At 70.1% G+C, this 23715-nt stretch carries 21 protein-coding genes; 12 read left to right on the top strand and 9 right to left on the bottom strand.

Annotated elements, in window-relative coordinates:
- The first annotated feature begins 106 nt into the window (after positions 1-106).
- Positions 107-1237, top strand: a complete 1131-nt coding sequence (locus ABT288_RS40305; RefSeq protein ID WP_351619094.1) for a LacI family DNA-binding transcriptional regulator — start codon at positions 107-109, stop codon at positions 1235-1237.
- Positions 1234-2145 carry a carbohydrate kinase family protein gene (locus tag ABT288_RS40300; protein WP_351619092.1) on the top strand — a complete coding sequence of 304 codons (912 nt, stop codon included), beginning with the start codon at positions 1234-1236 and terminating at the stop codon, positions 2143-2145. The genes ABT288_RS40305 and ABT288_RS40300 overlap by 4 nt, the downstream gene beginning before the upstream one ends.
- 161 nt (positions 2146-2306) lie before the next feature.
- Here the strand turns inward: ABT288_RS40300 and uvrA are convergent, their stop codons facing one another.
- Positions 2307-5333, bottom strand: a complete 3027-nt coding sequence (gene uvrA, locus ABT288_RS40295; RefSeq protein ID WP_351619089.1) for an excinuclease ABC subunit UvrA — start codon at positions 5331-5333, stop codon at positions 2307-2309.
- A 224-nt stretch (positions 5334-5557) separates the two neighbouring features.
- Here uvrA and ABT288_RS40290 point away from each other — a divergent pair, with 224 nt between their 5' ends.
- From ABT288_RS40290 to ABT288_RS40270, 5 genes are all read left to right on the top strand, one after another.
- Positions 5558-6244 carry a maleylpyruvate isomerase family mycothiol-dependent enzyme gene (locus tag ABT288_RS40290; RefSeq protein ID WP_351619087.1) on the top strand — a complete coding sequence of 229 codons (687 nt, stop codon included), beginning with the start codon at positions 5558-5560 and terminating at the stop codon, positions 6242-6244.
- Between the two features lie 45 nt (positions 6245-6289).
- The gene (locus tag ABT288_RS40285) at positions 6290-6946 is read left to right on the top strand and encodes an MBL fold metallo-hydrolase (protein ID WP_351619084.1); all 657 of its coding nucleotides are present in this window, start codon (positions 6290-6292) and stop codon (positions 6944-6946) included.
- A gap of 315 nt (positions 6947-7261) precedes the next feature.
- Positions 7262-8146, top strand: a complete 885-nt coding sequence (locus ABT288_RS40280) for an ABC transporter substrate-binding protein (RefSeq protein ID WP_351619081.1) — start codon at positions 7262-7264, stop codon at positions 8144-8146.
- Positions 8143-9045, top strand: a complete 903-nt coding sequence (locus ABT288_RS40275) for an amino acid ABC transporter permease (protein WP_351619078.1) — start codon at positions 8143-8145, stop codon at positions 9043-9045. The genes ABT288_RS40280 and ABT288_RS40275 overlap by 4 nt, the downstream gene beginning before the upstream one ends.
- Positions 9042-9800, top strand: a complete 759-nt coding sequence (locus ABT288_RS40270) for an amino acid ABC transporter ATP-binding protein (RefSeq protein WP_351619075.1) — start codon at positions 9042-9044, stop codon at positions 9798-9800. The genes ABT288_RS40275 and ABT288_RS40270 overlap by 4 nt, the downstream gene beginning before the upstream one ends.
- A gap of 22 nt (positions 9801-9822) precedes the next feature.
- Here ABT288_RS40270 and aroQ read toward each other — a convergent pair whose 3' ends face one another.
- Positions 9823-10296 carry a type II 3-dehydroquinate dehydratase gene (gene aroQ / locus ABT288_RS40265; protein ID WP_351619071.1) on the bottom strand — a complete coding sequence of 158 codons (474 nt, stop codon included), beginning with the start codon at positions 10294-10296 and terminating at the stop codon, positions 9823-9825.
- 209 nt (positions 10297-10505) lie between these two features.
- Between aroQ and ABT288_RS40260 the strand changes: the two genes are divergently transcribed.
- Positions 10506-11777, top strand: coding sequence for an MFS transporter (locus ABT288_RS40260; RefSeq protein WP_351619109.1), 1272 nt, complete (start codon positions 10506-10508; stop codon positions 11775-11777).
- Positions 11778-11852: 75 nt separating this feature from the next.
- Here ABT288_RS40260 and ABT288_RS40255 read toward each other — a convergent pair whose 3' ends face one another.
- From ABT288_RS40255 to ABT288_RS40230, 6 genes are all read right to left on the bottom strand, one after another.
- Positions 11853-12953: a calcium:cation antiporter gene (locus tag ABT288_RS40255; protein ID WP_351619068.1), complete on the bottom strand. Its 1101-nt coding sequence runs from the start codon at positions 12951-12953 to the stop codon at positions 11853-11855.
- Between the two features lie 157 nt (positions 12954-13110).
- Positions 13111-14112 (bottom strand): TerC/Alx family metal homeostasis membrane protein, encoded by a 1002-nt coding sequence (locus ABT288_RS40250; RefSeq protein ID WP_351619065.1) that lies wholly within the window; start codon positions 14110-14112, stop codon positions 13111-13113.
- 222 nt (positions 14113-14334) lie between these two features.
- Complete coding sequence (locus ABT288_RS40245) at positions 14335-16404, bottom strand: TerD family protein (RefSeq protein WP_351619062.1); 2070 nt, start codon at positions 16402-16404, stop codon at positions 14335-14337.
- 62 nt (positions 16405-16466) lie between these two features.
- Positions 16467-17045 carry a TerD family protein gene (locus tag ABT288_RS40240; protein ID WP_351619059.1) on the bottom strand — a complete coding sequence of 193 codons (579 nt, stop codon included), beginning with the start codon at positions 17043-17045 and terminating at the stop codon, positions 16467-16469.
- Positions 17046-17201: 156 nt separating this feature from the next.
- Complete coding sequence (gene uvrB, locus ABT288_RS40235) at positions 17202-19340, bottom strand: excinuclease ABC subunit UvrB (RefSeq protein ID WP_351619057.1); 2139 nt, start codon at positions 19338-19340, stop codon at positions 17202-17204.
- Positions 19341-19380: 40 nt separating this feature from the next.
- Positions 19381-20247: an MHYT domain-containing protein gene (locus tag ABT288_RS40230; RefSeq protein WP_351619054.1), complete on the bottom strand. Its 867-nt coding sequence runs from the start codon at positions 20245-20247 to the stop codon at positions 19381-19383.
- A 281-nt stretch (positions 20248-20528) separates the two neighbouring features.
- Between ABT288_RS40230 and ABT288_RS40225 the strand changes: the two genes are divergently transcribed.
- Both ABT288_RS40225 and ABT288_RS40220 read left to right on the top strand, forming a co-directional pair.
- Positions 20529-21398 (top strand): glycerophosphodiester phosphodiesterase, encoded by an 870-nt coding sequence (locus tag ABT288_RS40225; protein WP_351619051.1) that lies wholly within the window; start codon positions 20529-20531, stop codon positions 21396-21398.
- A 41-nt stretch (positions 21399-21439) separates the two neighbouring features.
- Positions 21440-21994, top strand: a complete 555-nt coding sequence (locus tag ABT288_RS40220; RefSeq protein WP_351619048.1) for a methylated-DNA--[protein]-cysteine S-methyltransferase — start codon at positions 21440-21442, stop codon at positions 21992-21994.
- A gap of 79 nt (positions 21995-22073) precedes the next feature.
- Here the strand turns inward: ABT288_RS40220 and ABT288_RS40215 are convergent, their stop codons facing one another.
- A complete protein-coding gene (locus tag ABT288_RS40215) occupies positions 22074-22505 on the bottom strand; it encodes a VOC family protein (RefSeq protein WP_351619045.1) in 432 nt (143 codons plus the stop codon).
- Between the two features lie 116 nt (positions 22506-22621).
- Here ABT288_RS40215 and ABT288_RS40210 point away from each other — a divergent pair, with 116 nt between their 5' ends.
- Both ABT288_RS40210 and ABT288_RS40205 read left to right on the top strand, forming a co-directional pair.
- Complete coding sequence (locus ABT288_RS40210) at positions 22622-23527, top strand: pseudouridine-5'-phosphate glycosidase (protein WP_351619042.1); 906 nt, start codon at positions 22622-22624, stop codon at positions 23525-23527.
- Complete coding sequence (locus ABT288_RS40205; protein ID WP_351619040.1) at positions 23524-23646, top strand: hypothetical protein; 123 nt, start codon at positions 23524-23526, stop codon at positions 23644-23646. Before ABT288_RS40210 ends, ABT288_RS40205 begins: the two co-directional genes overlap by 4 nt.
- The last annotated feature ends 69 nt before the right edge of the window (positions 23647-23715 follow it).

Below are 23715 nucleotides of genomic sequence, written 5' to 3'. Positions count from 1 at the left end.
CGAGAAGGGTGCGTAAACGCTTGCGCAAGCGTTTACGCGGGGGCGGTCCATGGGATACGGTCCCGGCCGGAAGGACTGCGCTCGGTCGGTTCGGGAGGGAGAGGCGATGCCCACGATGGCGGACGTCGCGCGGAGCGCCGGAGTCTCCGTGGCGACCGTGTCCCATGTGCTGAACGGCACCCGCCCGGTGCTGCCGCACACCCGCCAGGCCGTGCTCGACGCAATCGACGCGCTCGGCTACACCCCCAACACCCTGGCGCGGTCCCTGGTGACGTCCCGCACACGCTCCATCGGGCTCGCGGTGTCGGCGATCAGCAACCCGTACTTCACAGAGATCCTCCAGGGCGTCGAAGCCGCCGCCCTCAGGGCGGGCTACAGCCTGCTCATCGCGGACCCGCACGACGACCCCGGGCACGAGCGCAAGGTCGTGCAGCTCCTGCATGAGCGCCGCGTGGACGGCCTCATCGTCGCCCCCTCCGCGCGTCCTCAGGAACTGGTCGGCTATCTCCGCCGCCATGCCGTGCCGACCGTGTTCCTGGACCGGGTGATCGACGCGGACCCGACGGACGGATCCGCGGTGGGTGCTGGAGCAGGCGCCGCCCCCGACCAGGAGGCGCCCTGGTACGACCAGGTCTGCGCCGACGGCGCCAGGCCGACCGCCCGCCTGGTCACCCATCTCGCCGGGCTGGGCCACCACAGGATCGGCCTGGTCGCGGGCCTGCCGGGGCTCAGCACCACCAGCGACCGTGTCTCCGGCTACCACGACGGCCTCAACGCCGCCGGACTGGACCTCGATGAACGGCTCCTCGTGTCCGGCAACTCCGAGGCCTCGGGTGCCGAGCAGGCCACGGCCGCCCTGCTCGCCCTCCCCGAACCGCCCACGGCACTCGTCACCGCCAACAACGCGATGACCATCGGCGCCCTGCGCGCTCTGCGCCGGCACGGTCTGTCCGTCCCGGACGACCTGGCCCTGTGCTGCTTCGACGACTTCGCCTGGGCCGATCTGTTCTCGCCCCGGCTCACCGCCATCGCCCAGCCCAGCAGGGAGTTGGGTGCGCGGGCCGTCCAGGTGCTCCTGGACCGTCTGGACGAGCCGCGTCGGCCGACCCGCACAGTGCGGCTGCCGTGCGCGTTCGTCCATCGCACGTCCTGCGGGTGCCCGGAGGAGCCGGGCGGGTCCGAGGAGCCCGGTCACACCACATCGTCAACGCCGTCGGAGAAGGGAACCGCCTCGTGATCGTCGTCGCCGGTGAGGCACTGATCGACCTGGTACCGCAGGGCTCCGGCGCCCTCGCGACCCTGAAGCCGGCGCTCGGCGGCGGCCCGTACAACACCGCCGTGGCCCTTGGCCGGCTCGGTTCCCGCACCGCTTTCTGCTCCCGGACGTCACACGACGCCTTCGGCGAAGCCCTGCTGGACGGGCTGCGGCGCGCTGGGGTGGACGTGTCGGGCGTACAGCGCGGGACGGAGCCGACGACGCTGGCGGTGGCCACGATCGACGGCGGCGGCTCCGCCGCATATTCCTTCTATGTGGACGGCACCGCCGACCGCCTGTTCACCGCGCCCGCCGCGCTGCCCGAAGGTACCCGCGCGGTGTCCTTCGGTACCTGCTCACTCGTCCTGGAACCGGGGGCGAGCGCCTATGAGGAGCTGATGCGCACGGCGGCCGGGCGGGGGCTGTTCACCGCGCTCGACCCCAACATCCGGGCGGGACTGATCCCGGACGCGGACGCCTACCGGGCGCGTTTCAAGAGCTGGCTGCCCTCGGTGACGCTGCTGAAGCTGTCCGCGGAGGACGCCGAGTGGCTGGGCGGCACACCGCGCGAGTGGCTGGCCGCGGGACCGGCGGCCGTGGTGGTGACCCGGGGCGGGGACGGGCTGACCGCGTTCACCCGGGACGGCGCCGAGTATTCCGTGCCGGGTGAGAAGGTCGCCGTGGTGGACACCATCGGCGCCGGTGACACGGTCAACGCGGCTCTGCTGCATGGGCTTTCCGCCCTGGACGCGCTGTCGGAGGAAGCGCTCGCCGCCCTCGGGACGGAGGGCTGGAGGCGGCTGCTGTGCTTCGCGGCACGCGCGGCTGCGGTCACCTGCTCACGGGCGGGGGCCGAGCCGCCGTACTCGGCCGAGCTCGGTGATCTGTGAGCGGCCCTCTTCTCTGTGCTGTTTTCCTCTCTGCTGTTGTCAAGGTGCGGCCCGGACCGTGACACGGGGACCTGGCGTGCCTCGGAGCCGGGGTGGCTGATGGTGGAACGAGCGGCGCCCCGCGGGGAGTTCCCGCGGGGCGCCGCTTTTCTGGTGGTCTGTCAGGCCTTGCGTGCCCGCGTCGTCTTCTTCGCGGTAGCCGCCTTCTTCGTGACCGCGTCGGCCTTCTTGCTAGCCGTGTTGTTGGCCTTGGCCGTCACCGTCTTCTTCGCCGCCGTCTTCGCGGCGGCCGTCCTCTTGGCCGTGCCCGCCCGTGGCACCTTCACCGGTTCCGCGTCGCTGATGCGGTCGGCGCCGAGGATCTCGCGCAGGAACTTGCCGGTGTGGCTGGCCGGCACCCCGGCGACCTCCTCGGGCGTGCCCTCGGCGACCACGAGGCCGCCGCCGGCGCCGCCTTCCGGACCCATGTCGACGATCCAGTCGGCGGTCTTGATCACGTCGAGGTTGTGCTCGATGACGATCACCGTGTTGCCCTTGTCGACCAGGCCACCGAGGACCGTCAGCAGCTTGCTGATGTCCTCGAAGTGCAGACCGGTGGTCGGCTCGTCCAGGACGTAGACAGTGCGTCCGGTGGATCGCTTCTGCAGCTCGCTGGCCAGCTTCACGCGCTGGGCCTCACCTCCGGAGAGCGTGGTGGCGGACTGGCCGAGGCGGACGTAGCCGAGACCGACGTCCTTCAGCGTCCTCAGGTGCCGGGAGATGGCCGGGACGGCCTCGAAGAAGTCGGTGGCCTCCTCGATCGGCATGTTCAGCACGTCGGCGATGGACTTGCCCTTGTAGTGGACCTCCAGGGTCTCCCGGTTGTACCGGGCTCCGTGGCAGACCTCGCACGGGACGTAGACGTCCGGGAGGAAGTTCATCTCGATCTTGATGGTGCCGTCACCCGCGCAGTTCTCGCAGCGGCCGCCCTTGACGTTGAAGGAGAAGCGACCGGGCAGGTAGCCGCGGACCTTCGCCTCGGTGGTCTCGGCGAACAGCTTGCGGATGTGATCGAAGACACCGGTGTACGTCGCGGGGTTGGACCGCGGAGTGCGGCCGATCGGCGACTGGTCGACGTGCACGACCTTGTCGACCAGGTCGTCGCCGTCCACGCGCGTGTGCCGTCCGGGGACGTTCCTCGCGCCGTTCAGCTCGCGGGCCAGGTGCGTGTACAGGATGTCGTTGACCAGCGTCGACTTGCCGGATCCGGAGACGCCCGTGACGGCCGTGAACACACCCAGCGGGAAGGACACGTCGATGTCCTGCAGGTTGTTCTCACGGGCGCCGTGCACGGTCAGCTTGCGGGACGGGTCGCGGGGACGGCGGATGTCCGGAAGCGGGATCGCCTTGCGGCCAGAGAGGTACGCGCCGGTCTGCGACTCGGTGTTGGCGAGCAGCTCCTTCAGGGAGCCGCTGTGCACGACCTTGCCGCCGTGTTCACCGGCACCGGGGCCGATGTCCACGACCCAGTCAGCGACCTTGATGGTGTCCTCGTCGTGCTCCACGACGATGAGCGTGTTGCCCATGTCGCGCAGCCGGACCAGGGTCTCGATCAGCCGGTGGTTGTCCCGCTGGTGCAGGCCGATGGACGGTTCGTCCAGCACGTACAGGACGCCGACGAGGCCGGAGCCGATCTGGGTGGCCAGGCGGATGCGCTGGGCCTCGCCGCCGGAGAGCGTGCCGGCCGCACGGTTCAGCGAGAGGTAGTCGAGGCCGACGTCGACCAGGAAGCGCAGTCGCTCGTTGACCTCCTTCAGCACCCGCTCGGCGATCTTCTTGTCCCGGGCGCTCAGCCTCAGCTGGCCCAGGAAGTCCGCGCAGTCGCTGATCGACATCGCGGAGACCTCGGCGATCGACTTCTCCATGATCGTGACCGCGAGGACGATCGGCTTCAGGCGCGTGCCCTCGCAGGAGGGGCACGGGACCTCGCGCATGTAGCCCTCGAAGCGCTCGCGGCTGGCGTCGCTCTCGGATTCGCTGTGACGGCGCTTGACGAACGGCACCGCGCCCTCGAAGGGCGTGGTGTACACGCGCTCCCGGCCGTACCGGTTGCGGTAGCGGACCTCGATCTGGGTCTTGTGGCCGTGGAGCAGGGCCTTCTTCGCGCGCTGCGGCAGGCCCGCGAACGGGATGTCCGTGCGGAAGCCGAGCGCGTCCGCGAGGGCACCGATCAGGCGGCCGAAGTAGTCCTTGGTGTGCCCGTGCGACCAGGGGTGGATGGCGCCCTCGTCCAGGGTTTTTTCCTCGTCCGGGACGATCAGCTCGGGGTCGACCTCCATGCGGGTGCCGATGCCGGTGCAGTCGGGGCAGGCGCCGAAGGGCGAGTTGAAGGAGAAGGAGCGGGGCTCCAGTTCCTCGAAGGACAGGTCGTCGTACGGGCAGTACAGGTGCTCGGAGTACATGCGCTCGCGCTCGGGGTCGTCCTCGGGGAGGTCGACGAAGTCGAGCACGATCATGCCGCCGGACAGGCCGAGGGCGGTCTCCACGGAGTCGGTGAGGCGGCGCTTGGCCGACTCCTTCACCGTGAGGCGGTCCACGACCACCTCGATGGTGTGCTTCTCCTGCTTCTTCAGCGCCGGCGGCTCGGACAGCTGGATGGTCTGCCCGTCGACGCGCGCGCGGGAGTAGCCCTTGGTCTGCAGGTCGGCGAAGAGATCGACGAACTCGCCCTTGCGCTCGCGCACGAGCGGCGACAGCACCTGGAAGCGGCTCCCCTCCGGCAGCTCCAGGACCCTGTCGACGATGGCCTGCGGCGACTGGCGGGAGATCGGTCGGCCGCACTCGGGACAGTGCGGCTTGCCGATGCGCGCGAAGAGCAGACGCAGATAGTCGTAGACCTCGGTGATGGTGCCGACCGTCGAGCGCGGGTTGCGCGAGGTCGACTTCTGGTCGATGGAGACCGCCGGGGACAGGCCCTCGATGAAGTCGACATCCGGCTTGTCCATCTGGCCGAGGAACTGCCGGGCGTACGAGGAGAGCGACTCCACGTAGCGCCGCTGGCCCTCGGCGAAGATCGTGTCGAAGGCCAGGGAGGACTTGCCCGACCCGGACAGGCCCGTGAAGACGATGAGCGAGTCACGCGGCAGGTCGAGCGAGACGTTTTTCAGGTTGTGCTCGCGCGCGCCACGGACGATGAGACGGTCGGCCACGCCGGTCCGCACCTTTCTTGAGAGAAGTGACAGGGGCGGGGCCCCCGTGCTTCTTCAGACTAGGGGGAGCCACTGACAACGCCGGTCGGATTGCCCGGTTGCATAACAACCCCCGGCCATCCAGCATGCCCGACGCCGCCTTCGACGATATAGCACGTGCTTTCGATTTGCGGGCGAGGTTCACCACCTTCACCCAAAGGTGTGGCCGGACTAATGTCAGGCCCATGATTGATCACGCTCATGACCTGGCATGTGTACGTGACGCGACCGAGCGGCTCCTCACCGCGGTCGCCGAACTGGACAACGCGTCGCTCGCCGAGCCGTCACGGCTTCCGGGGTGGAGCCGCGGGCACGTCCTGGCCCATCTCGCCCGCAACGCGGACGCGCTCGTGAACGTTCTCGAGGGCCGGCCCATGTACGCGAGCGCCGAGGCGCGGGACGCCGACATCGAGCGCGACGCCCCGCGCCCCCTCGACGCCCAGCTCACCGACCTGCGGGAGAGCGCGGCCCGCTTCCAGACGGTGGGGGACGCCCCGGCGGACTGGTCGCGCACGGTGGAGCTGCGCAACGGGGTCACCGACTCGGCGTCGCGGGTGCCGTTCCGGCGGTGGGTCGAGGTCGAGCTGCACCACGTCGATCTCGGCATCGGGTACGAGCTGGAGGATCTTCCGGCCGAGTTCACGGAACGGGAGATCGACTTCCTGGCGGAGCGCTTCGCCGGACACAAGGAGGTGCCCTGGACGAGTCTGACCGCCGGTGACGGCCGGTCCTGGACCACGGGCGGCGGAGCGGAGGGCGGCCCTGTCGCGGTCGAGGGTACGGCCGCGGACCTGCTGGGCTGGCTCGCCGGGCGGCGCGACGGCTCCGGCCTGACGACGAAGGGCGCGCTGCCGAAGCTGCCGCCCTTGTAGGTCAGCTACGGTCCGTCGGCCCTCCCCCGCTATAGGCTGATCACCATGACGTACACCGGAGAGGTCAGGGTCGGCGGACCGGCGGATGTGCACGAGCTGAAAGACCTCATGATCACGAAGATCGCGGTCGGCCCGATGGACAACAACGCCTACCTGCTGCGCTGCCGGGCCACCGACGAGCAGCTCCTGATCGACGCCGCCAATGAGGCGGAGGCACTTCTCGGCATGATCGGTGACGACGGCATCGCGTCCGTCGTCACCACGCATCAGCACGGCGACCACTGGCAGGCGCTCGCCGAGGTCGTCGCGGCCACGGGCGCGCGTACGTATGCCGGCCGCGAGGACGCCCCCGGCATCCCCGTGCCCACCGATGTCCTCGTGGACGACGGCGACGTGATCCGGGTGGGACGGGTGGAGCTCACCGCGCGGCACCTCGTCGGGCACACCCCGGGTTCGATCGCGCTGGTCTACGACGACCCGCACGGTCATCCGCATGTCTTCACCGGCGACTGCCTCTTCCCGGGCGGCGTCGGTAACACGCGCAAGGATCCGAAGGCCTTCGCCAGCCTGATCCACGACGTGGAGACGAAGATCTTCGACGTGCTGCCCGATGAGACCTGGGTCTATCCCGGGCACGGCAACGACACGACCCTGGGCGCGGAGCGGCCGCATCTGCCGGAGTGGCACGCGCGCGGGTGGTGAGCGCCGGGCGCCCTTCTCATCCGAGCGTCGCGCACGGCTCTCGCCGCGCGCCCCGTGTGAATGTTTCACACACGCCGGGGGCGCGTACGCGCTCCCCGCACGCCCTGTCACGCGGTCCACTGGTGACAACCCCGCAGAGGATGACGGCTCCTCTGCGGCAGGGCCGCCGGTCTCCAACCCCGCCCTCGGCCGGCGGCCCAGGCCAACGGCCCGCGTCGTGCGGGACGTTCACACAGCCGCAACACCCGTTCCCAGTATGCGGACAGTTGTGGTCGTGACCTGGACAAACGCGGGGTTCGCTGCCAATCTCCCGCCATGTACCCAGCGCCTCGCGTCCTGCGCCGTGCGGCAGCCGCCGCCACCGTAGCCCTGCTCGCCACCGCCGTCGGCTGTGCTCCGCAGCCCGAGGGCAAGTCGTCGGCCGCTCCCTCCGGCTCGGCAGCGAAGAGCTGCACCAAGGGCGCGTTGGCCACCAAGACGTCCGGAAAGCTGACGATCGCGACGGACGAACCGGCGTACGAGCCCTGGTTCAAGGACGACAAGCCCGCGAACGGCAAGGGCTTCGAGTCGGCGGTCGCCTACGCCGTGGCCCGGCAGCTGGGTTACGGCAACAGCGCGGTCGTATGGCAGAGCGTGCCGTTCAACAAGGCGTTCGCGCCCGGCGTGAAGAGCTTCGACTTCGACATCAACCAGGTGTCGATCAGCTCCGAGCGCAAGAAGGCCGTCGACTTCTCCTCCGGCTACTACGACGTGCGCCAGGCTGTCATCGCGCTGAAGGGCAGCAAGGCCGCCAAGGCGACGAGCATCGCGGACCTGAAGGACCTCAAGCTGGGCGCCCAGGTGGGCACGACGAGTCTCAACTACATCAGCGACGTGGTGAAGCCGTCGCAGGAGGCGGCCGCGTACTCCAAGAACGACCAGGCCATCTCCGCGCTCAAGAACGGCCAGGTGGACGCCATCGTCACCGATCTGCCGACCGCCTTCTACGTGACCTCGGCCCAGGTGACCAATGCCAGGATCGTCGGGCAGTTCGAGAACCAGGGCGGCACTCCCGAGCAGTTCGGGCTCGTCCTCGACAAGGGCAGCGGCCTCACGTCGTGCGTGACGTCGGCCGTGGACGCCCTGCGCAAGGACGGCACGCTGGCGAAGCTGGAGAAGCAGTGGTTGTCCGACGCCGTCGACGCTCCGGTGCTCAAGTGACCGTCATGCAGGAGGAGTCGGGGGAGGACTCCGGCAAGGACGATGTGCGCGACGGGTACGTCCCGTCCGAGCGACGGCTGCGGCGCGAGCGCCACAAGCGCGCGCGTGCCCGTCGCGCGACAGCCATCGCCGCCCTGTCGACGCTGATCACCGGCGTCGTCCTCTACCTGGTCGTCGTCAACGCGCCCGGCTGGCCGCGCACCGAGGAGACCTTCTTCGACACGCAGTACGCGCGCGAGGCCTTCCCCAAGGTCCTCGAAGGGCTGTGGCTCAACGTCCGGCTGCTGCTGATCTGCGGCGTGCTGGTCCTCGTCCTGGGCATGCTGATCGCCATCGCCCGCACCCTGCCCGGGCCCGTGTTCTTCCCCCTGCGGGTGCTGGCGGCCGCGTACACGGACTTCTTCCGCGGTCTGCCGCTGATCATCAACCTGATGCTCGTGGTCTTCGGGGTGCCCGCACTGCGCCTCCAGGGCGTGACCGTCGATCCCGTCCTGCTCGGTGGTACGGCGCTGACACTGACGTACTCCGCTTACGTCGCCGAGGTGTTCCGCGCCGGCATCGAGTCCGTGCACCCCTCGCAGCGCGCCGCGGCCCGCTCACTGGGGCTGACCAACCGTCAGGCGCTGCGGTATGTGGTGCTCCCCCAGGCCGTACGCCGTCAGGTGCCGCCCCTGCTGAACGACCTCGTGTCGCTCCAGAAGGACACCGGGCTCGTGTCGATCGGCGGCGCGGTCGACGCCGTACGGGCGGCCGACATCATCGCCCAGCGCAGCCTCAACTACACGCCGTACATCGTCGCGGGCCTCGTCTTCGTCGCACTGACCATTCCGATGACCCGCTTCACGGACTGGATGACGGCCCGGATGGACCGGCAGCGGGCCCAAGGAGGATCGCTATGAGCGACGCACTCGCGCCCGTGCTGCGCATGGAGTCCGTCCGCAAGACCTTCGGCGGCTCCGTGGTGCTGCGGGACGTCGGCCTGGAGGTCGCCCCGCACACGGTGACCGCGCTGATCGGCGCCTCCGGCTCGGGCAAGTCCACGCTGCTGCGCTGCGCCAACCTCCTGGAGGAGATCGACGACGGCGCGATCTGGCTGGACGGCGAGGAGATCACCGACCCCCGCGTCGACCAGGACGCGGTCCGGCGCCGGATCGGCGTGGTCTTCCAGGCGTACAACCTCTTCCCGCACATGACCGTGCTGGACAACATCACGCTGGCGCCCCGCCGGGTGCACGGCGTCTCCCGGGCGGAGGCCGAGGAACGGGCCAGGGGCCTGCTGGAGCGCCTCGGACTGGGTGCGAAGGCGGATGCCTATCCGGACCGGCTCAGCGGCGGTCAGCAGCAGCGTGTGGCGATCGTACGGGCGCTCGCCGTACGGCCCCGGCTGTTGCTGCTGGACGAGATCACGGCGGCGCTCGACCCCGAACTCGTGGGCGAGGTGCTGGAGGTGGTCCGGGACCTGAAGGACGACGGCATGACCATGGTGCTGGCGACGCACGAGATGGGCTTCGCGCGGGACGTCGCCGACCAGGTTTGTTTCCTGGACGGTGGCGTCGTGCTGGAGCGCGGCACCGCCGAGCAGGTCTTCGGCGACCCGCAGCAGGAGCGCACGCGGCGTTTCCTGCGGCGGATCGTGGAGGCGGGCCGGCTGTGACGGCCCCCGACTACGCCACGGCCTAGGCCTCGGCCTGGACCGCGCCCACCAGGGCGGCGACCCGCTCCACACCGAACACGTAGCCCTGCACTCCGCATCCGGCGATCACCCCGTCGGCGCGCAGGGAGACGTAGGAGTGGTGCCGGAACGATTCGCGCTGGTGGATGTTCGAGATGTGCACCTCCAGCACGGGCATGCCGTCGCAGGTGTTGAGTGCGTCCAGAATCGCGACCGACGTGTGGGAGTAGGCACCGGGGTTGATGACGATCCCGCAGTGGTTCAGGCGCGCCTCGTGGATCCAGTCGACCAACTGACCCTCGTGGTTGGACTGCCGGAAGTCCACGGTGCCGCCGTGCGCGGCCGCGGCCTTGGCGCACATCGCCTCGACATCGGCCAGGGTGTCCCTCCCGTAGATCTCGGGCTGGCGCTGGCCGAGCAGGTTCAGGTTGGGCCCGTTGAGGATCATGATCGGGGCGTTGGCCAGGGTGCGGGGCACGTTTCCTCCGGTCCGTTCGGGGCGGTACGTCGACGACCGCCGCTCGCACCCGGTCTATCACGGTGGCCGGAATGCAGGGCTGGCCGCGCGCCAGGGCCTCGGCGCACGCCACGGTCGCCTCGCTCGCGCCTCCGCGCGCCCCGTAACTGTTGATCACGGTAGGTGGTTGACGCGGCATGCAGCCTGTACGTGCCGTGAGCGCTCCTTCGATGCCGAGACTCGCCGCCGCGTCCCTGGCGGGGACCGCGATCGAGTTCTACGACTTCTTCGTCTACGGAACCGCGGCGGCCCTGGTCCTGGGTCCGCTGTTCTTCCCGACGTTCTCGCCGGTCGCGGGGACCCTGGCGGCGTTCGTGACCTTCGGGGTGGGGTTCGTCGCCCGGCCGCTGGGCTCGGTGGTGTTCGGGCACCTCGGCGACCGGCACGGACGGCGGCCCGTGCTCGTCGCCTCACTGCTGCTCACGGGCGCCTCGACCGTCGCGGTGGGCTGTGTGCCGTCGTACGGGACGATCGGCGTCGCCGCACCCCTGTTGCTGCTCGTGCTGCGCTTCCTGCAGGGGCTCGGGCTCGGCGGCGAATGGGGCGGAGCGGTGCTGCTGACCGCCGAGCACGCGCCGGCCGCGCGACGCGCCCTGTGGTCGAGTTTCCCTCAAGTCGGGCCCGCGGTGGGCTTCGTGCTCGCCAACGGGGTGATGCTCGCGCTGTCGGCGGTGCTGTCCGACGCGGAGTTCGCGCGGTGGGGCTGGCGGGTGCCGTTCTGGGTCGCCGGTGCACCGGCGCTCGCCGGGCTGTGGCTGCGCTCGTCGCTCGCCGAGAGCCCTCGGTTCCTGGAAATCGACGACCACGCGCGCGTGCCGTTCGTCGAGGTCGTTCGGCATCACGGGCGGCTCGTGCTGCTGACGGCCGGCGCCCTGGCCATCGGGTACGCGGTGTTCTACGCGGTGACGACCTGGTCGCTGGCGTACGCCACGGAACGGCTCGGGGTGAGCCGGACGGTGATGCTGAGCTGTGTCATGGCCGCGGTGGTCGTGAAGGGGGCCCTCACGCCCTTGGTGGCGCTGCTCGGCGACCGCTATGGGCGGCGGCCGATGTGTCTGACGGGGTGCACGGCCTGCGTGCTGTGGATGCTCCCGATGGTGGCACTGCTGGCCACCGGCCGACCGCTGCTGATGTTCCTCGGCATCCTGGGCGCGTTGCTCGCCTTCGTCACCATGTTCGCGGTCATCGCCGCATACCTCCCGGAACTGTACGATGCGCGGGTCCGCTGCACGGGCGCCGCTGTGGGCTACAACCTCGGCGGGGTCCTCGGCGGCGCGCTCACCCCCATCGTGGCCACGGCGCTCGCGGAGCAGAGCGGGCGTGTGCCCTGGGCCGTGGGCGTGTATCTGACGGGCATCGGGCTCATCAGCCTGGTGTGCTTCGCGCTGCTTCCGGAGACGCGGCCGGTGCCCGTACCGGCGGTGGAGCCGGCGACGGGTTGACCTTGACCGGCCGGTATACGGGACGACGGCGACCGGCTGCAGGCCTCCCGCAGAGGGACCGTACGGTCGGGCTCGCTACGGATTGACGGCCAACTCCAGATAGGCCGCGAAGACCACCAGGTGGACACCGCCCTGCAGGGGCGTGGCCCGTCCCGGCACCACTGTCAGGGAGCTGACCACGATGGTCAGCGCGAGCAGCAGCATGTGTGTGGAGCCGAGGCCGAGGATGAGCGGTCCGGAGAGCCAGATGGAGGCGAGGGCGACGGCCGGGATGGTCAGGCCGATGCTCGCAATGGCCGAGCCGAGTGCGAGGTTGAGGCTGGTCTGCACCCGGTCGCGGCGTGCGGCGCGCAGCGCGGCGATCGTCTCGGGCAACAGGACGAGCAGGGCGATGATCACACCGACGACGGCGTGGTGCAGGCCGGCCGCCTCCACACCCGACTCGATGGTGGGCGACACCCCCTTGGCCAGGCCGACCACGCCGACCAGAGCCAGCCCGAGCAGACCGAGGCTGAGCCAGGCGCTGCGCGCGGATGGTGGCCGGGCGTGGTCGTCGGCGGTGATGACCTCGCCCTGCCGGGTGATCGGCAGGAAGTAGTCGCGGTGGCGCACGGTCTGGGTGGCCACGAAGAGTCCGTAAAGGATCAGTGAGGACAGCGCGGCGAAGGTCAGCTGCACCGAGGAGAACTCGGGTCCGGGCTTGCTGGTGGTGAAGGTCGGCAGCACCAGGCTGAGGGTGGCGAGCGTCGCCACGGTCGCCAGGGCGGCGCCGGTGCCCTCGGGGTTGAAGACGGCGGTGCCGTGCCGCAGGGAGGCGACGAGCAGACAGAGCCCGACGATGCCGTTGCAGGCGATCATCACGGCGGCGAAGACGGTGTCCCTGGCCAGGGTGGAGCTCTTGGCGCCGCCGTCCGCCATGAGGGTGACGATCAGGGCCACCTCGATGATCGTGACGGCGATGGCGAGCACCAGGGAGCCGAAGGGTTCGCCGACGCGGTGGGCGACGACCTCGGCGTGGTGGACGGCCGCCAGGACGGAGCCGGCGAGCACCAGGGTCATCAGCGCGACGACCGCGCCCGGCAGATTTCGGCCCCAGGTGAAGACCAGGAGGACGACCGCGAGAACGGGCACGAGGATCGTCCATTGCCAGGTGAGCGCCCGGAGCCGAGTGATCATGCGGCGATGGTCGCAGAGACCTACATAATTCGCATTCCGTTCTTTCCCGATATTTCTCGTCCTTTCCCTTTCCGCTGCAGGGCCCGGCAGCGGTGGGAGCGGGTGCCTCTTTCACACGGTCCCGCTCCCGCCCCGGCCGCACCTGCCGTCGGCTTGGTCAGGCGTCGACGCTGTCCTTCGGAGCGGCTTGACCGCCCCCGTGCGCCGCCTCGACGGCGGCCTGCTTCCCGGTGGCCATCAGGCTGGTGACGGTCGTGACGACCAGGACCGCGCAGATCACGCCGAGCGAGACCGGGATGCTGATCTCGGGGACGTGGACGCCGGACTCGTACAGGGCGTGCAGCACCAGCTTGACGCCGATGAAGCCGAGGATGACCGACAGGCCGTACGAGAGGTGGACCAGCTTCTTCAGCAGGCCGCCGATGAGGAAGTACAGCTGTCGCAGACCCATGAGGGCGAACGCGTTGGCGGTGAAGACGATGTACGGGTCCTGGGTCAGACCGAAGATCGCGGGGATGGAGTCCAGGGCGAACAGGACGTCCGTGGTGCCGATGGCGAGCATCACGACCAGCATCGGGGTCATGACCCGATGGCCGTTCTGCCGGATCCACAGCTTGGTGCCGTGGTACCGGTCGGCCACACCGAACTTGCGTTCCGCGGCCTTCAGCAGCTTGTTCTCCTCGTACTCCTCGTCCTCCTCGTCCGCGCGCGCCTCCCGGATGAGCTTCCAGGCGGTCCAGATCAGGAAGGCGCCGAAGAGGTAGAAGATCCAGGCGAAGCCGGCGATGATCGCGGCTCCCGCGGCGATGAAGACGGCCCGCAGGACCAGGGCTATGAGTACGCCGACGAGCAGGACGCGCTGCTGGTACTGGGCCGGCACCGCGAACTTCGCCATGATCAGGACGAAGACGAAGAGGTTGTCGACGCTCAGCGACTTCTCGGTGATGAATCCCGCGAAGAACTCGCCGGCCGGCTGTCCGCCGCCGAAGACGAGGAGACCGAGACCGAACAGCCCGGCCAGGGCGATCCAGACAACGGTCCAGATACCGGCCTCCTTGATCGACACCTCATGGGGCTTCCGCCCGATGAGGAAATCGACCGCGATCAGGGCGGCGAGGCCCGCGACGGTCAGGACCCACAGGGTCATGGAGACTTCCACTGCACCTCCGGCATTACGTAACGGCAAACACGTCAGCGTCGTCGCTGCCGGAGGTCTCTTCCACCCGCGTCGGGCCGGCGCCCCGGGACCGGAACCGGTCCGTACTGACGGGTGCGCCGCAGTCAGGGAGTACTCCCCTCCGTACGGAAGACAGTACCGCAATCACCAAGGAAAGGTAAAGAGAAAAGTAAAATAAAGACCAAGATCCCAGCTCGGAGCCCTTTACCCGCGCTTGGTCAGAGCTCTCGCCACCTCGGTGAGCACCTGGTGCACGACCTGGCTCCCGGCCGGCACCAGCGACGGTTCATAGGTCCAGGCGTGCCCCACCCAGGGGTCGGCGAAGTGATCGTCGGGCACGGGGGTGAGTCGCGTCAGCGAACGCCACAGCGGATCGAGCAGGGGGCCGTAGGCAGCGGCGTCCTCGCGGTCCGCCACCAGCAGGAGGTGGACACCGACGTCGGGCCCTTCGTCGGCGAGATAGCGCAGCCGGGTCACCGCCCGGTCGTCGAAACCGTGCGGGAAGTCGTTGACGATCAGCAGCTGACGCGCGGTGTCGACATCGGCCGGCAGCGATTCGGGCGCGCCGCCGCGCACCGCCATCTGCACCAGGTCGACCCGCCGGGTGAGCCGCTCCAACGTCTCCGTCGCACCGGCAGCTCCGGTCGCGGGAGGAGCGGCGAGCACTCCGGTCCGCGTGAGCGGGGCGAACGCCGCGACCCCGGTGCCGGCCGGGTCGATGATCTGCACGGCGAAGTCCCCCGCGGGATGCACGGCGAGCAGGCGTGCCGCGAGCGCCGCCCCGGCCTCCATGGCCAGGTACCGCAGCTCGGCGGAGTCGGGGAGGCCGCCGGACGCCTCCGCCAGGCCGCTGTCGAGCCACAGGCCGCGTTCCAGCGGCAACCTGACCAGCAGAGGGATGCGCAGGGGCACGCTCTCGGGCAGATGGAGGTCGCCCAGACGCAGGGCCATCGGCGGCTCGGCGGGCACTCGGTAGCCGTGCCAGACGGGGTTGTCCCAGCGGGCGTACGCCGGCGGAAGCGCGGGCTCGACCACCTCGGACTCGGCGGTGAGCTGGGCGAGGTCACGGTCGAGGACCGCACGCGCCTGATCCACCAGCTGCGTCCGGCGGGCATGGGCCACCTCGCGCGCGGCGTCGCCCGCGGTGCCGAGTCGGCCGCGAGGGTCGGTGAGAGCCTGGTCGAGCTCCTTCTCCAGGCGGGAGTCGGCGAAGTCGACGGCGCTGCGGTACGCGGCGGTCGTGCGGGCCAGGTCCTCGAACATGCCCCAGACCTGGTTGTACAGCCGCTCCTCCATCGACCAGCCCACGGCGTCGCCCGCGACGGGCTGTGCGGGCCGATCGTCGTCGGCGGGGGCCGCCGGGGGCGGTGTGCCGTGCGGGGAACGGCCGGGGTGCGTGTAGTCGACCCGGACGACGGGGTCTGGCGGGGATGCGCCGGATGCCTGGGGGTCGTACGGGCTCCGCGCGTCGTACGGCGATGCCGGCTCCTGCTGCTGCCGGGCGAAGGAGGGCGTCGGCCCGGGCGTCCCGGCCGCGGCGGCGTCCCGGGCCTCGGGCGCGGCGGTGTCGTACGGCCCGGGAGCCGGTGTGACGTGCGCGGCGGAGGCGGACGTGTCGTGCGGTGGGGCCGTAGAGGTGTCCTTCGGCGTGCGAGCCGAAGCCTCGTGCGCTGACGGCGCGGAGGCCGGAGCCTGCAGCGAGTGGGACAGGCCGTGGGCCGCCTCCTCGGGGGCCACCGCCCCATGGGCGGCGGCCGCGACGTCGGCGGCCTCGCGCAGGCCCTGGTCGGCGAGCAGTGCGGTGAGCCCTGCCGCGTATCCCTGGCCCACCGCCCGCACCTTCCAGGCGCCCTGTCGGCGATACAGCTCCAGGGCGAGCACGGCCGTCTCGCTGTCCAGGCCGGTGAGGGTGTAGCAGGCCAGTTCGGTTCCGTCGAGGCCCTCCACCGTCGCGTGCGGCGCGGCGACGGCACCGAACCGCGCCGGTGACCCGGCCCCGGTGGGCAGGGCGAGGAAGACGGCGACGCGGTGGACGGCCTCGGGCACGGCGCCCAGGTCGACGGTGAGCCGGTGTCCGGCGGCGGCCCGCCGGGGCACCTCGACACCGGGCAGGGTGGTCGCGCCGGGGTGGGCCACCCACTCAGGCCCGTGCACCGTGCCCTTCTCGTCGCCGAGCGTGGCTCCGGCCAGGACCGGCGCCCCGGCCGAGATCCGGATCACCAGCCGGACCTGGGACAGCGGGTGGTTCTGCCCCCGCACCAGCTCGGCCGTCATCGCCGTCGCCCCCCTGTGTCGCTGTCGTTCTGTCGTGCGCCGCGCCGGTCGAGCAGGCGGTCCTACAGGTGCTGCTGGATCGCCGGCATCAGGTCCTGGAACGTACGGCCATAGGCCGGGGTGCCCAGCGCGGTCATCGTCCAGCCCGAGCCCGCCCGGTGCACCTTCGCCATGATCTGGGCGGTGTAGTCGCCGCCGCCGTCCAGCGTGTAGCGGGCCAGTTCCTGGCCGTTGGTCTCGTCCACGAGACGGCAGAACGCGTTCTGCACCTCCTGGAAGGTCTGTCCCGTGAAGGAGTTCACGGTGAAGATGATCTGGTCGATGTGGACCGGAACGCGCTGCAGGTCCACGAGGATCGCCTCGTCGTCACCGCCCTGCCCGACGCCGCCGACGAGGTTGTCGCCGGTGTGACGCACGGAACCGTCGTCGCTCACCAGGTGGCGGAAGAAGACGACATCGACCGGCTGGTTCTCGGCGAAGAGGACGGCCGACGCGTCCAGGTCGATCTCACGCGTGCGGGAGCCGAACAGACCGCGCCGCTTCGCCGCCTGCCAGCCGAGCCCCATACGGACCGCGGTCAGGGTGGCCCCGTCCTTCTTCTCCAGGCTGATGGCCTGACCCTTGCTCAAGTTGACGGACACCGCTGAATCCCCTCTCGAAGGTCCCCTGTTGCCGCGCAGTGCGCGGTTGTCCAGAACCCTACGCAGAGGCACCGACAGTGCCGAACCCCGGCCCGCGCTTTGTGTCGGTGTTGCAACACTTGGCGCATATACCGAGGTCCGGCAGGGTGGCGGGGCTCAGGCGAGACCGGCTTCCCGCATCTGGCGCAGCTCCTTCTTCATTTCCGAGACCTCGTCACGCAGCCGGGCCGCGATCTCGAACTGCAGCTCCGCGGCGGCGGCGCGCATGCGCTCGGTCATCTCCTCGATCTGCTCGGCGAGTTCCGCCGCCGGGCGGTCCGTGGGAACCGTGGCCGCCGCCTTGCCCTTGGCCGCCTTGCCGGCCTTGGCCGCCTTTTCGCCCAGCGCCGGAACGGGTGCCTTGGCGCCCTTACCGTCCTTGGACTTGCGGTAGCCGGAGCCGAGGAGTTGCTCGGTGTCGACCTCCTCGCGGGCGATCTGCGCGACGATGTCGTTGATCTTCTTGCGCAGGGGCTGCGGGTCGATCCCGTTGGCCTTGTTGTAGGCGACCTGCTTCTCCCGGCGGCGGTTGGTCTCCTCGATGGCCTTCTCCATCGCCGGGGTGATCTTGTCGGCGTACATGTGGACCTGGCCGGAGACATTGCGCGCCGCGCGGCCGATGGTCTGGATCAGCGAGGTGCCCGAGCGCAGGAAGCCCTCCTTGTCGGCGTCCAGGATCGCCACCAGGGACACCTCGGGCAGGTCGAGGCCCTCGCGCAGGAGGTTGATGCCGACCAGGACGTCGTACTCACCGGAGCGCAGCTCGCGCAGCAGCTCGACACGGCGCAGGGTGTCGACGTCGCTGTGCAGATAGCGCACCTGGATGCCGAGCTCCAGGAAGTAGTCGGTGAGGTCCTCGGCCATCTTCTTGGTGAGCGTGGTGACGAGGACGCGCTCGTCCTTCTCGGTGCGCTTGCGGATCTCGTGCACCAGGTCGTCGATCTGGCCCTCGGTGGGCTTGACCACGACCTCCGGGTCGACCAGGCCGGTGGGGCGGATGATCTGCTCCACGACACCGTCGGAGCGTGACAGCTCGTAGGTGCCCGGGGTGGCCGAGAGGTAGACGGTCTGCCCGATGCGCTCCTGGAACTCCTCCCACTTCAGGGGGCGGTTGTCCAGGGCGGACGGCAGGCGGAAGCCGTGGTCCACGAGGGTGCGCTTGCGGGAGGCGTCGCCCTCGTACATCGCGCCGATCTGCGGGACGGTGACGTGCGACTCGTCGATGACGAGCAGGAAGTCGTCCGGGAAGTAGTCCAGCAGGGTGTTGGGCGGGGAGCCGGGGGAACGGCCGTCGAAGTGCATCGAGTAGTTCTCCACACCGGAGCAGGAGCCGATCTGCCGGAGCATCTCGATGTCGTACGTCGTACGCATCCGCAGACGCTGGGCCTCCAGGAGCTTGCCCTGCTTCTCCAGCTCGGCCAGGCGCTCCCCCAGCTCCTTCTCGATGTCGTTGACGGCCCGCTCCATGCGCTCGGGGCCGGCGACGTAGTGGGAGGCGGGGAAGACGTACAGCTGCTGGTCGTCGCTGATGATCTCGCCGGTGAGCGGGTGGAGCGTGGACAGTGCCTCGATCTCGTCGCCGAACATCTCGATGCGGACGGCCAGCTCCTCGTAGACCGGGAAGATCTCGATGGTGTCCCCGCGGACCCGGAAGGTGCCGCGGGTGAAGGCCATGTCGTTGCGCGTGTACTGGATGTCGACGAAGCGGCGCAACAGCTCGTCCCGGTCGATCTCGTCGCCGACCCTCAGGGGGACCATCCGATCCACGTACTCCTGCGGAGTACCGAGGCCGTAGATGCAGGACACCGAGGCGACCACGATGACGTCGCGGCGGGTGAGCAGCGAGTTCGTCGCCGAGTGGCGCAGCCGCTCGACCTCCTCGTTGATCGAGGAGTCCTTCTCGATGTAGGTGTCCGACTGCGGGACGTAGGCCTCGGGCTGGTAGTAGTCGTAGTACGAGACGAAGTATTCGACCGCGTTGTTCGGCAGGAGCTCGCGGAACTCGTTGGCCAGCTGGGCGGCCAGCGTCTTGTTCGGCGCCATCACGAGCGTGGGGCGCTGGAGCTTCTCGATCATCCACGCCGTGGTGGCGGACTTGCCGGTGCCGGTCGCGCCCAGCAGGACGACGTCCTTCTCACCGGCCTCGATGCGCTTGGCGAGGTCGGCGATGGCCGTCGGCTGGTCGCCGTTGGGCTGGTAGGGGCTGACGACCTCGAAGGGCGCCACCGTGCGTTCGATGTGGGAAACGGGCCGCATGTCATCCACCGTACGACCCCGCACTGACAACGGGGCGGGATCAGCGGTTCTGCGGGGTCCCGGAGACGGGGTGCTCGGCCCGGTGCCCCTGGTGGAGGGCGGGACGCCGGTGCGGTTGGGAGGCGACGGCGGAGGCCGGGACACCCGGTTTGTGCTCGAGGGGCCTCGGGACCGGCCGGCCCATGATCATCAGCGGGTCGAAGATCACCACGACGCCCGCCAGGAGCAGGAAGGCGAGCGGGCCGATCAGCATGGGCGCGAGCACGGACGGCTCCGGCGCTCCTCCGGCGGTGTGGGAGGTGCCGTCGAGGTGGACGCCGAGGGCGGCCATGCCCGTGTAGTGCATACCGCTGACCGCGAGCCCCATGACGAGGCTCGCCCCGACGCTCCACATGAAGCCGCGGACCCGTCCGGCGGCCCACAGCGCGGCGGTGGCGGCCACGACCCCTATGACGACGGAGGCGGCGACTGTGTAGGTGTTGTAGGTGAACCGCCCGTGGAAGTGCACGCCGGCCATGCCGAGGTAGTGCATCGACGCGACGCCCAGACCGGTGATCGTGCCGCCGGTGAACAGCGAGGTGCCGGTGGCGCCCCGGTAGCCGACGATGAAGATCCCGACGCCGACCATGACGATGGCGAGGCCGAGGCTCGCGTAGGTGATCGGCTTGTCGTAGTGGATCGGCGTCTCCTTGATGGCGAAGCCCATCATGGCGACGAAGTGCATGGTCCAGATGCCGGAGCCGATCGCGGCCGAGCCGAGGGCCAGCCAGGCCGGCCGTCGGGAGTGCGTGACCAGCAGGGACCGGGTGGTGCAGCGCAGGCCGAGGGCGCCGCCGAGGCAGGCCATCAGATAGGCCACCAACGGGGTGACGGCCCCGTAGCTGAATCCGTCGACCGTGCCTTGCATCCGCGGCTGCCCTTCCGCCCTCTTGCGTCCCGGAATCCTTGAAATGTCCCCCCGGCCCAGGACCGCCGGGGCGGTCAGGCTTGTCGCAGAGAGTATGACCCCCACCAGAATGGTCGAACGATTTTCCGGCAAAGAAACACGGCCTTGCCGCAGTTGTGCCGTACCGGTGAGCGGACTTGGGACACATCCACTCAGTCTGTGGGCGTTGTGCGCCCAGGTGATGCTGACCGACTGCTGTCACTGTGGTTGCTGTCCGTGTTCGCTCGACGCAAGGAGTCTTCATGCACGCGCGCGTAGTTGCCGCCGCGGTCGTCGCGATCCTGGGGACGGCGGTCCTGCTGAGCCCCGGCTCCGACGCCCGGGCCGGCGATGCCGGCGAGCCCACGGTGATCGCTCACCGGGGTGCCTCCGCCTACGCTCCCGAGAACACGCTGGCCTCGATCGACAAGGCCGCGAAACTGGGCTTCTCCTGGGTCGAGAACGACGTCCAGCGCACCAAGGACGGCAAGCTGGTCGTCATCCACGACGACAGCCTGAAGCGCACCACCAACGTCGAGCAGGTCTTCCCCGGCCGGGCGCCGTGGAAGGTGAAGGACTTCACCGCGGCCGAGATCGCCCGGCTGGACGCGGGCAGCTGGTACTCCCCCGCCTACGCGGGCACGTGCGTACCGACGCTGCAGCAGTACATGCGCGAGGTCGAGCACAACCACGAGAAGCTGCTCCTTGAGATCAAGAACCCGGAGCTGTATCCGGGCATCGAGCAGCAGACCCTGAAGCTCCTCGGGAACGAGGGCTGGCTGGACCACGAACACCTGGGCCGGCTGATCGTGCAGAGCTTCAGCGCCGACAGCATCCGCACCGTGCACAAGCTGAAGCCCGCGATCACCACCGCCTACCTCGGGTCGCCCACCGCGGCGCAGCTGCACCAGTACGCGCGCTTCACTGATCTCGTCAACTCCTCGTACGGCTCGCTCTCCAAGGGGTACGTCGCGGCCGTGCACACCTTCGACGGACCGCACGGCAAGCCGCTCCGGGTGTTCGCCTGGACGGTGAACGACGCGGCCACCGCGCGCAAGGTCGCGGGCTACGGCGTGGACGGGATCATCACCAACAAGCCCGACGTGGTGCGGACGGCGCTCGGCTCGCACTGAACGCGGGGGGCGTTGTCAGTGGCGGGCCGTACCGTGGGCGCATGGACAGCCATGAGCAGGTTGAGCAGCAGGTCGTGTGGGCCGTGGTGGGCACCGACATCGGGCCCCTGATGCTGGCAGCGAGCCGTGACGGCCTGGTCAACGTCGTCTTCCACGCCACGGACGCGGTGCGCGACCGCGCCCTGGAGCGGCTGGCGGCCCGGCTGGGCGCGGCTCCCGTGGAGGATCCCGAGGCGCCGCTGCTGGCGGAGGCGATACGCCAGCTGCGGGCCTATTTCGCGGGCGAGCGGCACGACTTCGACGTGCCGCTGGATTGGTCGCTGATCTCCGGCTTCAACCGGCAGGTGCTGCGCGAGCTGGCGACCGGTGTGCCGTACGGCACGGTGGTGGGGTACGGCGATCTCGCCGGGCGGGTCGGGCAGCCCGGCGGGGCGCAGGCGGTCGGCGCGGCCATGGGTGCCAATCCGCTGCCGGTGGTCGTTCCGTGCCACCGGGTGGTGGAGAGCGATGGCGGGATCGGCGGCTTCGGGGGCGGGCTGGAGACCAAGCGGAAGCTGCTCGCCCTGGAGGGGGTGCTGCCCGAGCCGCTGTTCTGAGCAGCCCGCTTTCCGTCTCTGACCGGCGCCGGCCGCTCGTGTCCGACGATCTCGGCTGCTCGTGTCCGCCCGGCCCCGGCTACTCGTCGTAGTGCCGGGCCTCGAAGACGTTGCCGTCGGGGTCACGGAAGTAGAAGCTGCGCGTGGCGTTGCCGCGGGCGCCCGAGAGGTCGTGGTCGATGCCCGACACGGCGACGCCGTGTTCCTCCAGGCGGGCGTGCAGGGCGTCGAAGGCATCGGCCGGCAGGGACAGGCAGATGTGGTTGACGGGGTGGCCCGCGCTGTCGGCCGCACCGGGCAGCATCCTCATACCTGCGGCCATGGTGAGCGGGGCGAGGTCGAGGATGGTCTCCTCGTTGACGCGCACGGAGGGGAAGGCCGCCTTTCCCTCGGTGAACTCGGCGACCCTGATCGGCTCCAGCCCGACGGACTCCTGGTAGAAGCCGGCCGCGGCCACGGGATCGGCCACCCACAGGACGACGTGGTCGAGACGCATGCTGTTCCTGGTCATGCGCCCCAGGCTGGTGGCGTCCCCCACAGTCCGCAAGCGCACAGGCCATAGGCGTTTAACGGCGGCCGGGGGCCGCCAGAGATGAGGAAAGGCCGACAGAACAGGAGGCGGTGCCCGTGCTGGTGGTGTCGGAAGAGGTCCGGGAAGCGATCGACGCACGGCGGCCGGTGGTGGCTCTGGAGTCCACGATCATCGCGCACGGTCTGCCCCGTCCGCGCAACCTGCAGGTGGCGCTGGAACTGGAGGACACGGTGCGGCGGGAGGGCGCCGTACCGGCGACCATCGCCGTGCTCGACGGTCGGCCCCGTGTCGGCCTGGACAAGGAACAACTGGAGCGGATCGCCAACGAGGACGGCATCCGCAAGCTCGGCCACCGCGACCTGCCGCTCGCCATGGCGAGCGCTGCGAGCGGGGCGACCACGGTGTCGGCAACGGCACAGCTGGCCGCGCTCGCGGGCCTCCGGGTGTTCGCCACCGGCGGGCTGGGTGGTGTGCACCGCGAGTGGACGGTGACCCAGGACGAGTCGGCCGACCTGGGTCTGCTGGCCCGCACCCGGATCACGGTGGTCTGCGCGGGCGTGAAGTCGATCCTGGACGTGCCGGCGACCCTGCAGCGGCTGGAGACGCTGGGCGTGGCCGTCGCCGGATACGGCACGGACCGGTTCCCCGGCTTCTATCTGTCCGACTCGGGACATCCGGTCGACTGGGCACTGGACACCCCGGAGCAGGTCGCGGACGTCATGCGGGCCCAGGACGCGCTCGACGCACCCCCGTCGGCACTGATCGTCGCCCAGCCGGTCCCCGAGGCCGAGCAGCTCGATCCCGAGCTGCACGCACGCGTGCTGGCCGACGGCCTGCGCGCCTGCGCGGACCAGGGCATCTCCGGTCAGGCGGTGACCCCGTTCCTGCTGGACTACCTGGTCCGGCACACCGACGGGGCCTCCCTGAGCGCCAATCTGGCGGCCGTGCGCGGCAACGTACGGCTGGCGGCGCGGATCGCCACGGCATGGACCGGGGGGTGACCGCGGGCCGGGACGGGGCGCTGCTGGTCGTCGGTGACGTGGTCACGGATGTGGTCGCCCGGCACCGGGGGCCGCTCGCGGCCGGCACCGACACGATGGTGTCCCGCCGGGTGGTGTAGCAGCGATCAGTGCATTACCCCTGGTCATGGGGCGGCCATCGCGCAACTCTCCGAGTAGAGAGGCTCGTT

Source organism: Streptomyces sp. NPDC001093, from assembly GCF_040298985.1.
In the GTDB taxonomy this organism is placed as follows: domain Bacteria; phylum Actinomycetota; class Actinomycetes; order Streptomycetales; family Streptomycetaceae; genus Streptomyces.
Note: the sequence above shows the minus strand (reverse complement) of the source record. Positions and strands in the feature narration are given on the sequence as shown.

Coding starts and splice junctions, on each gene's coding strand:
- ABT288_RS40305 (WP_351619094.1), top strand. CDS start 107: ATGCCCACGATGGCGGACGTCGCGCGGAGCGCCGGAGTCTCCGTGGCG.
- ABT288_RS40290 (WP_351619087.1), top strand. CDS start 5,558: ATGATTGATCACGCTCATGACCTGGCATGTGTACGTGACGCGACCGAG.
- ABT288_RS40285 (WP_351619084.1), top strand. CDS start 6,290: ATGACGTACACCGGAGAGGTCAGGGTCGGCGGACCGGCGGATGTGCAC.
- ABT288_RS40280 (WP_351619081.1), top strand. CDS start 7,262: ATGTACCCAGCGCCTCGCGTCCTGCGCCGTGCGGCAGCCGCCGCCACC.
- ABT288_RS40270 (WP_351619075.1), top strand. CDS start 9,042: ATGAGCGACGCACTCGCGCCCGTGCTGCGCATGGAGTCCGTCCGCAAG.
- ABT288_RS40260 (WP_351619109.1), top strand. CDS start 10,506: ATGCCGAGACTCGCCGCCGCGTCCCTGGCGGGGACCGCGATCGAGTTC.
- ABT288_RS40255 (WP_351619068.1), bottom strand. CDS start 12,953: ATGATCACTCGGCTCCGGGCGCTCACCTGGCAATGGACGATCCTCGTG.
- ABT288_RS40245 (WP_351619062.1), bottom strand. CDS start 16,404: ATGACGGCCGAGCTGGTGCGGGGGCAGAACCACCCGCTGTCCCAGGTC.
- uvrB (WP_351619057.1), bottom strand. CDS start 19,340: ATGCGGCCCGTTTCCCACATCGAACGCACGGTGGCGCCCTTCGAGGTC.
- ABT288_RS40230 (WP_351619054.1), bottom strand. CDS start 20,247: ATGCAAGGCACGGTCGACGGATTCAGCTACGGGGCCGTCACCCCGTTG.
- ABT288_RS40225 (WP_351619051.1), top strand. CDS start 20,529: ATGCACGCGCGCGTAGTTGCCGCCGCGGTCGTCGCGATCCTGGGGACG.
- ABT288_RS40220 (WP_351619048.1), top strand. CDS start 21,440: ATGGACAGCCATGAGCAGGTTGAGCAGCAGGTCGTGTGGGCCGTGGTG.
- ABT288_RS40215 (WP_351619045.1), bottom strand. CDS start 22,505: ATGACCAGGAACAGCATGCGTCTCGACCACGTCGTCCTGTGGGTGGCC.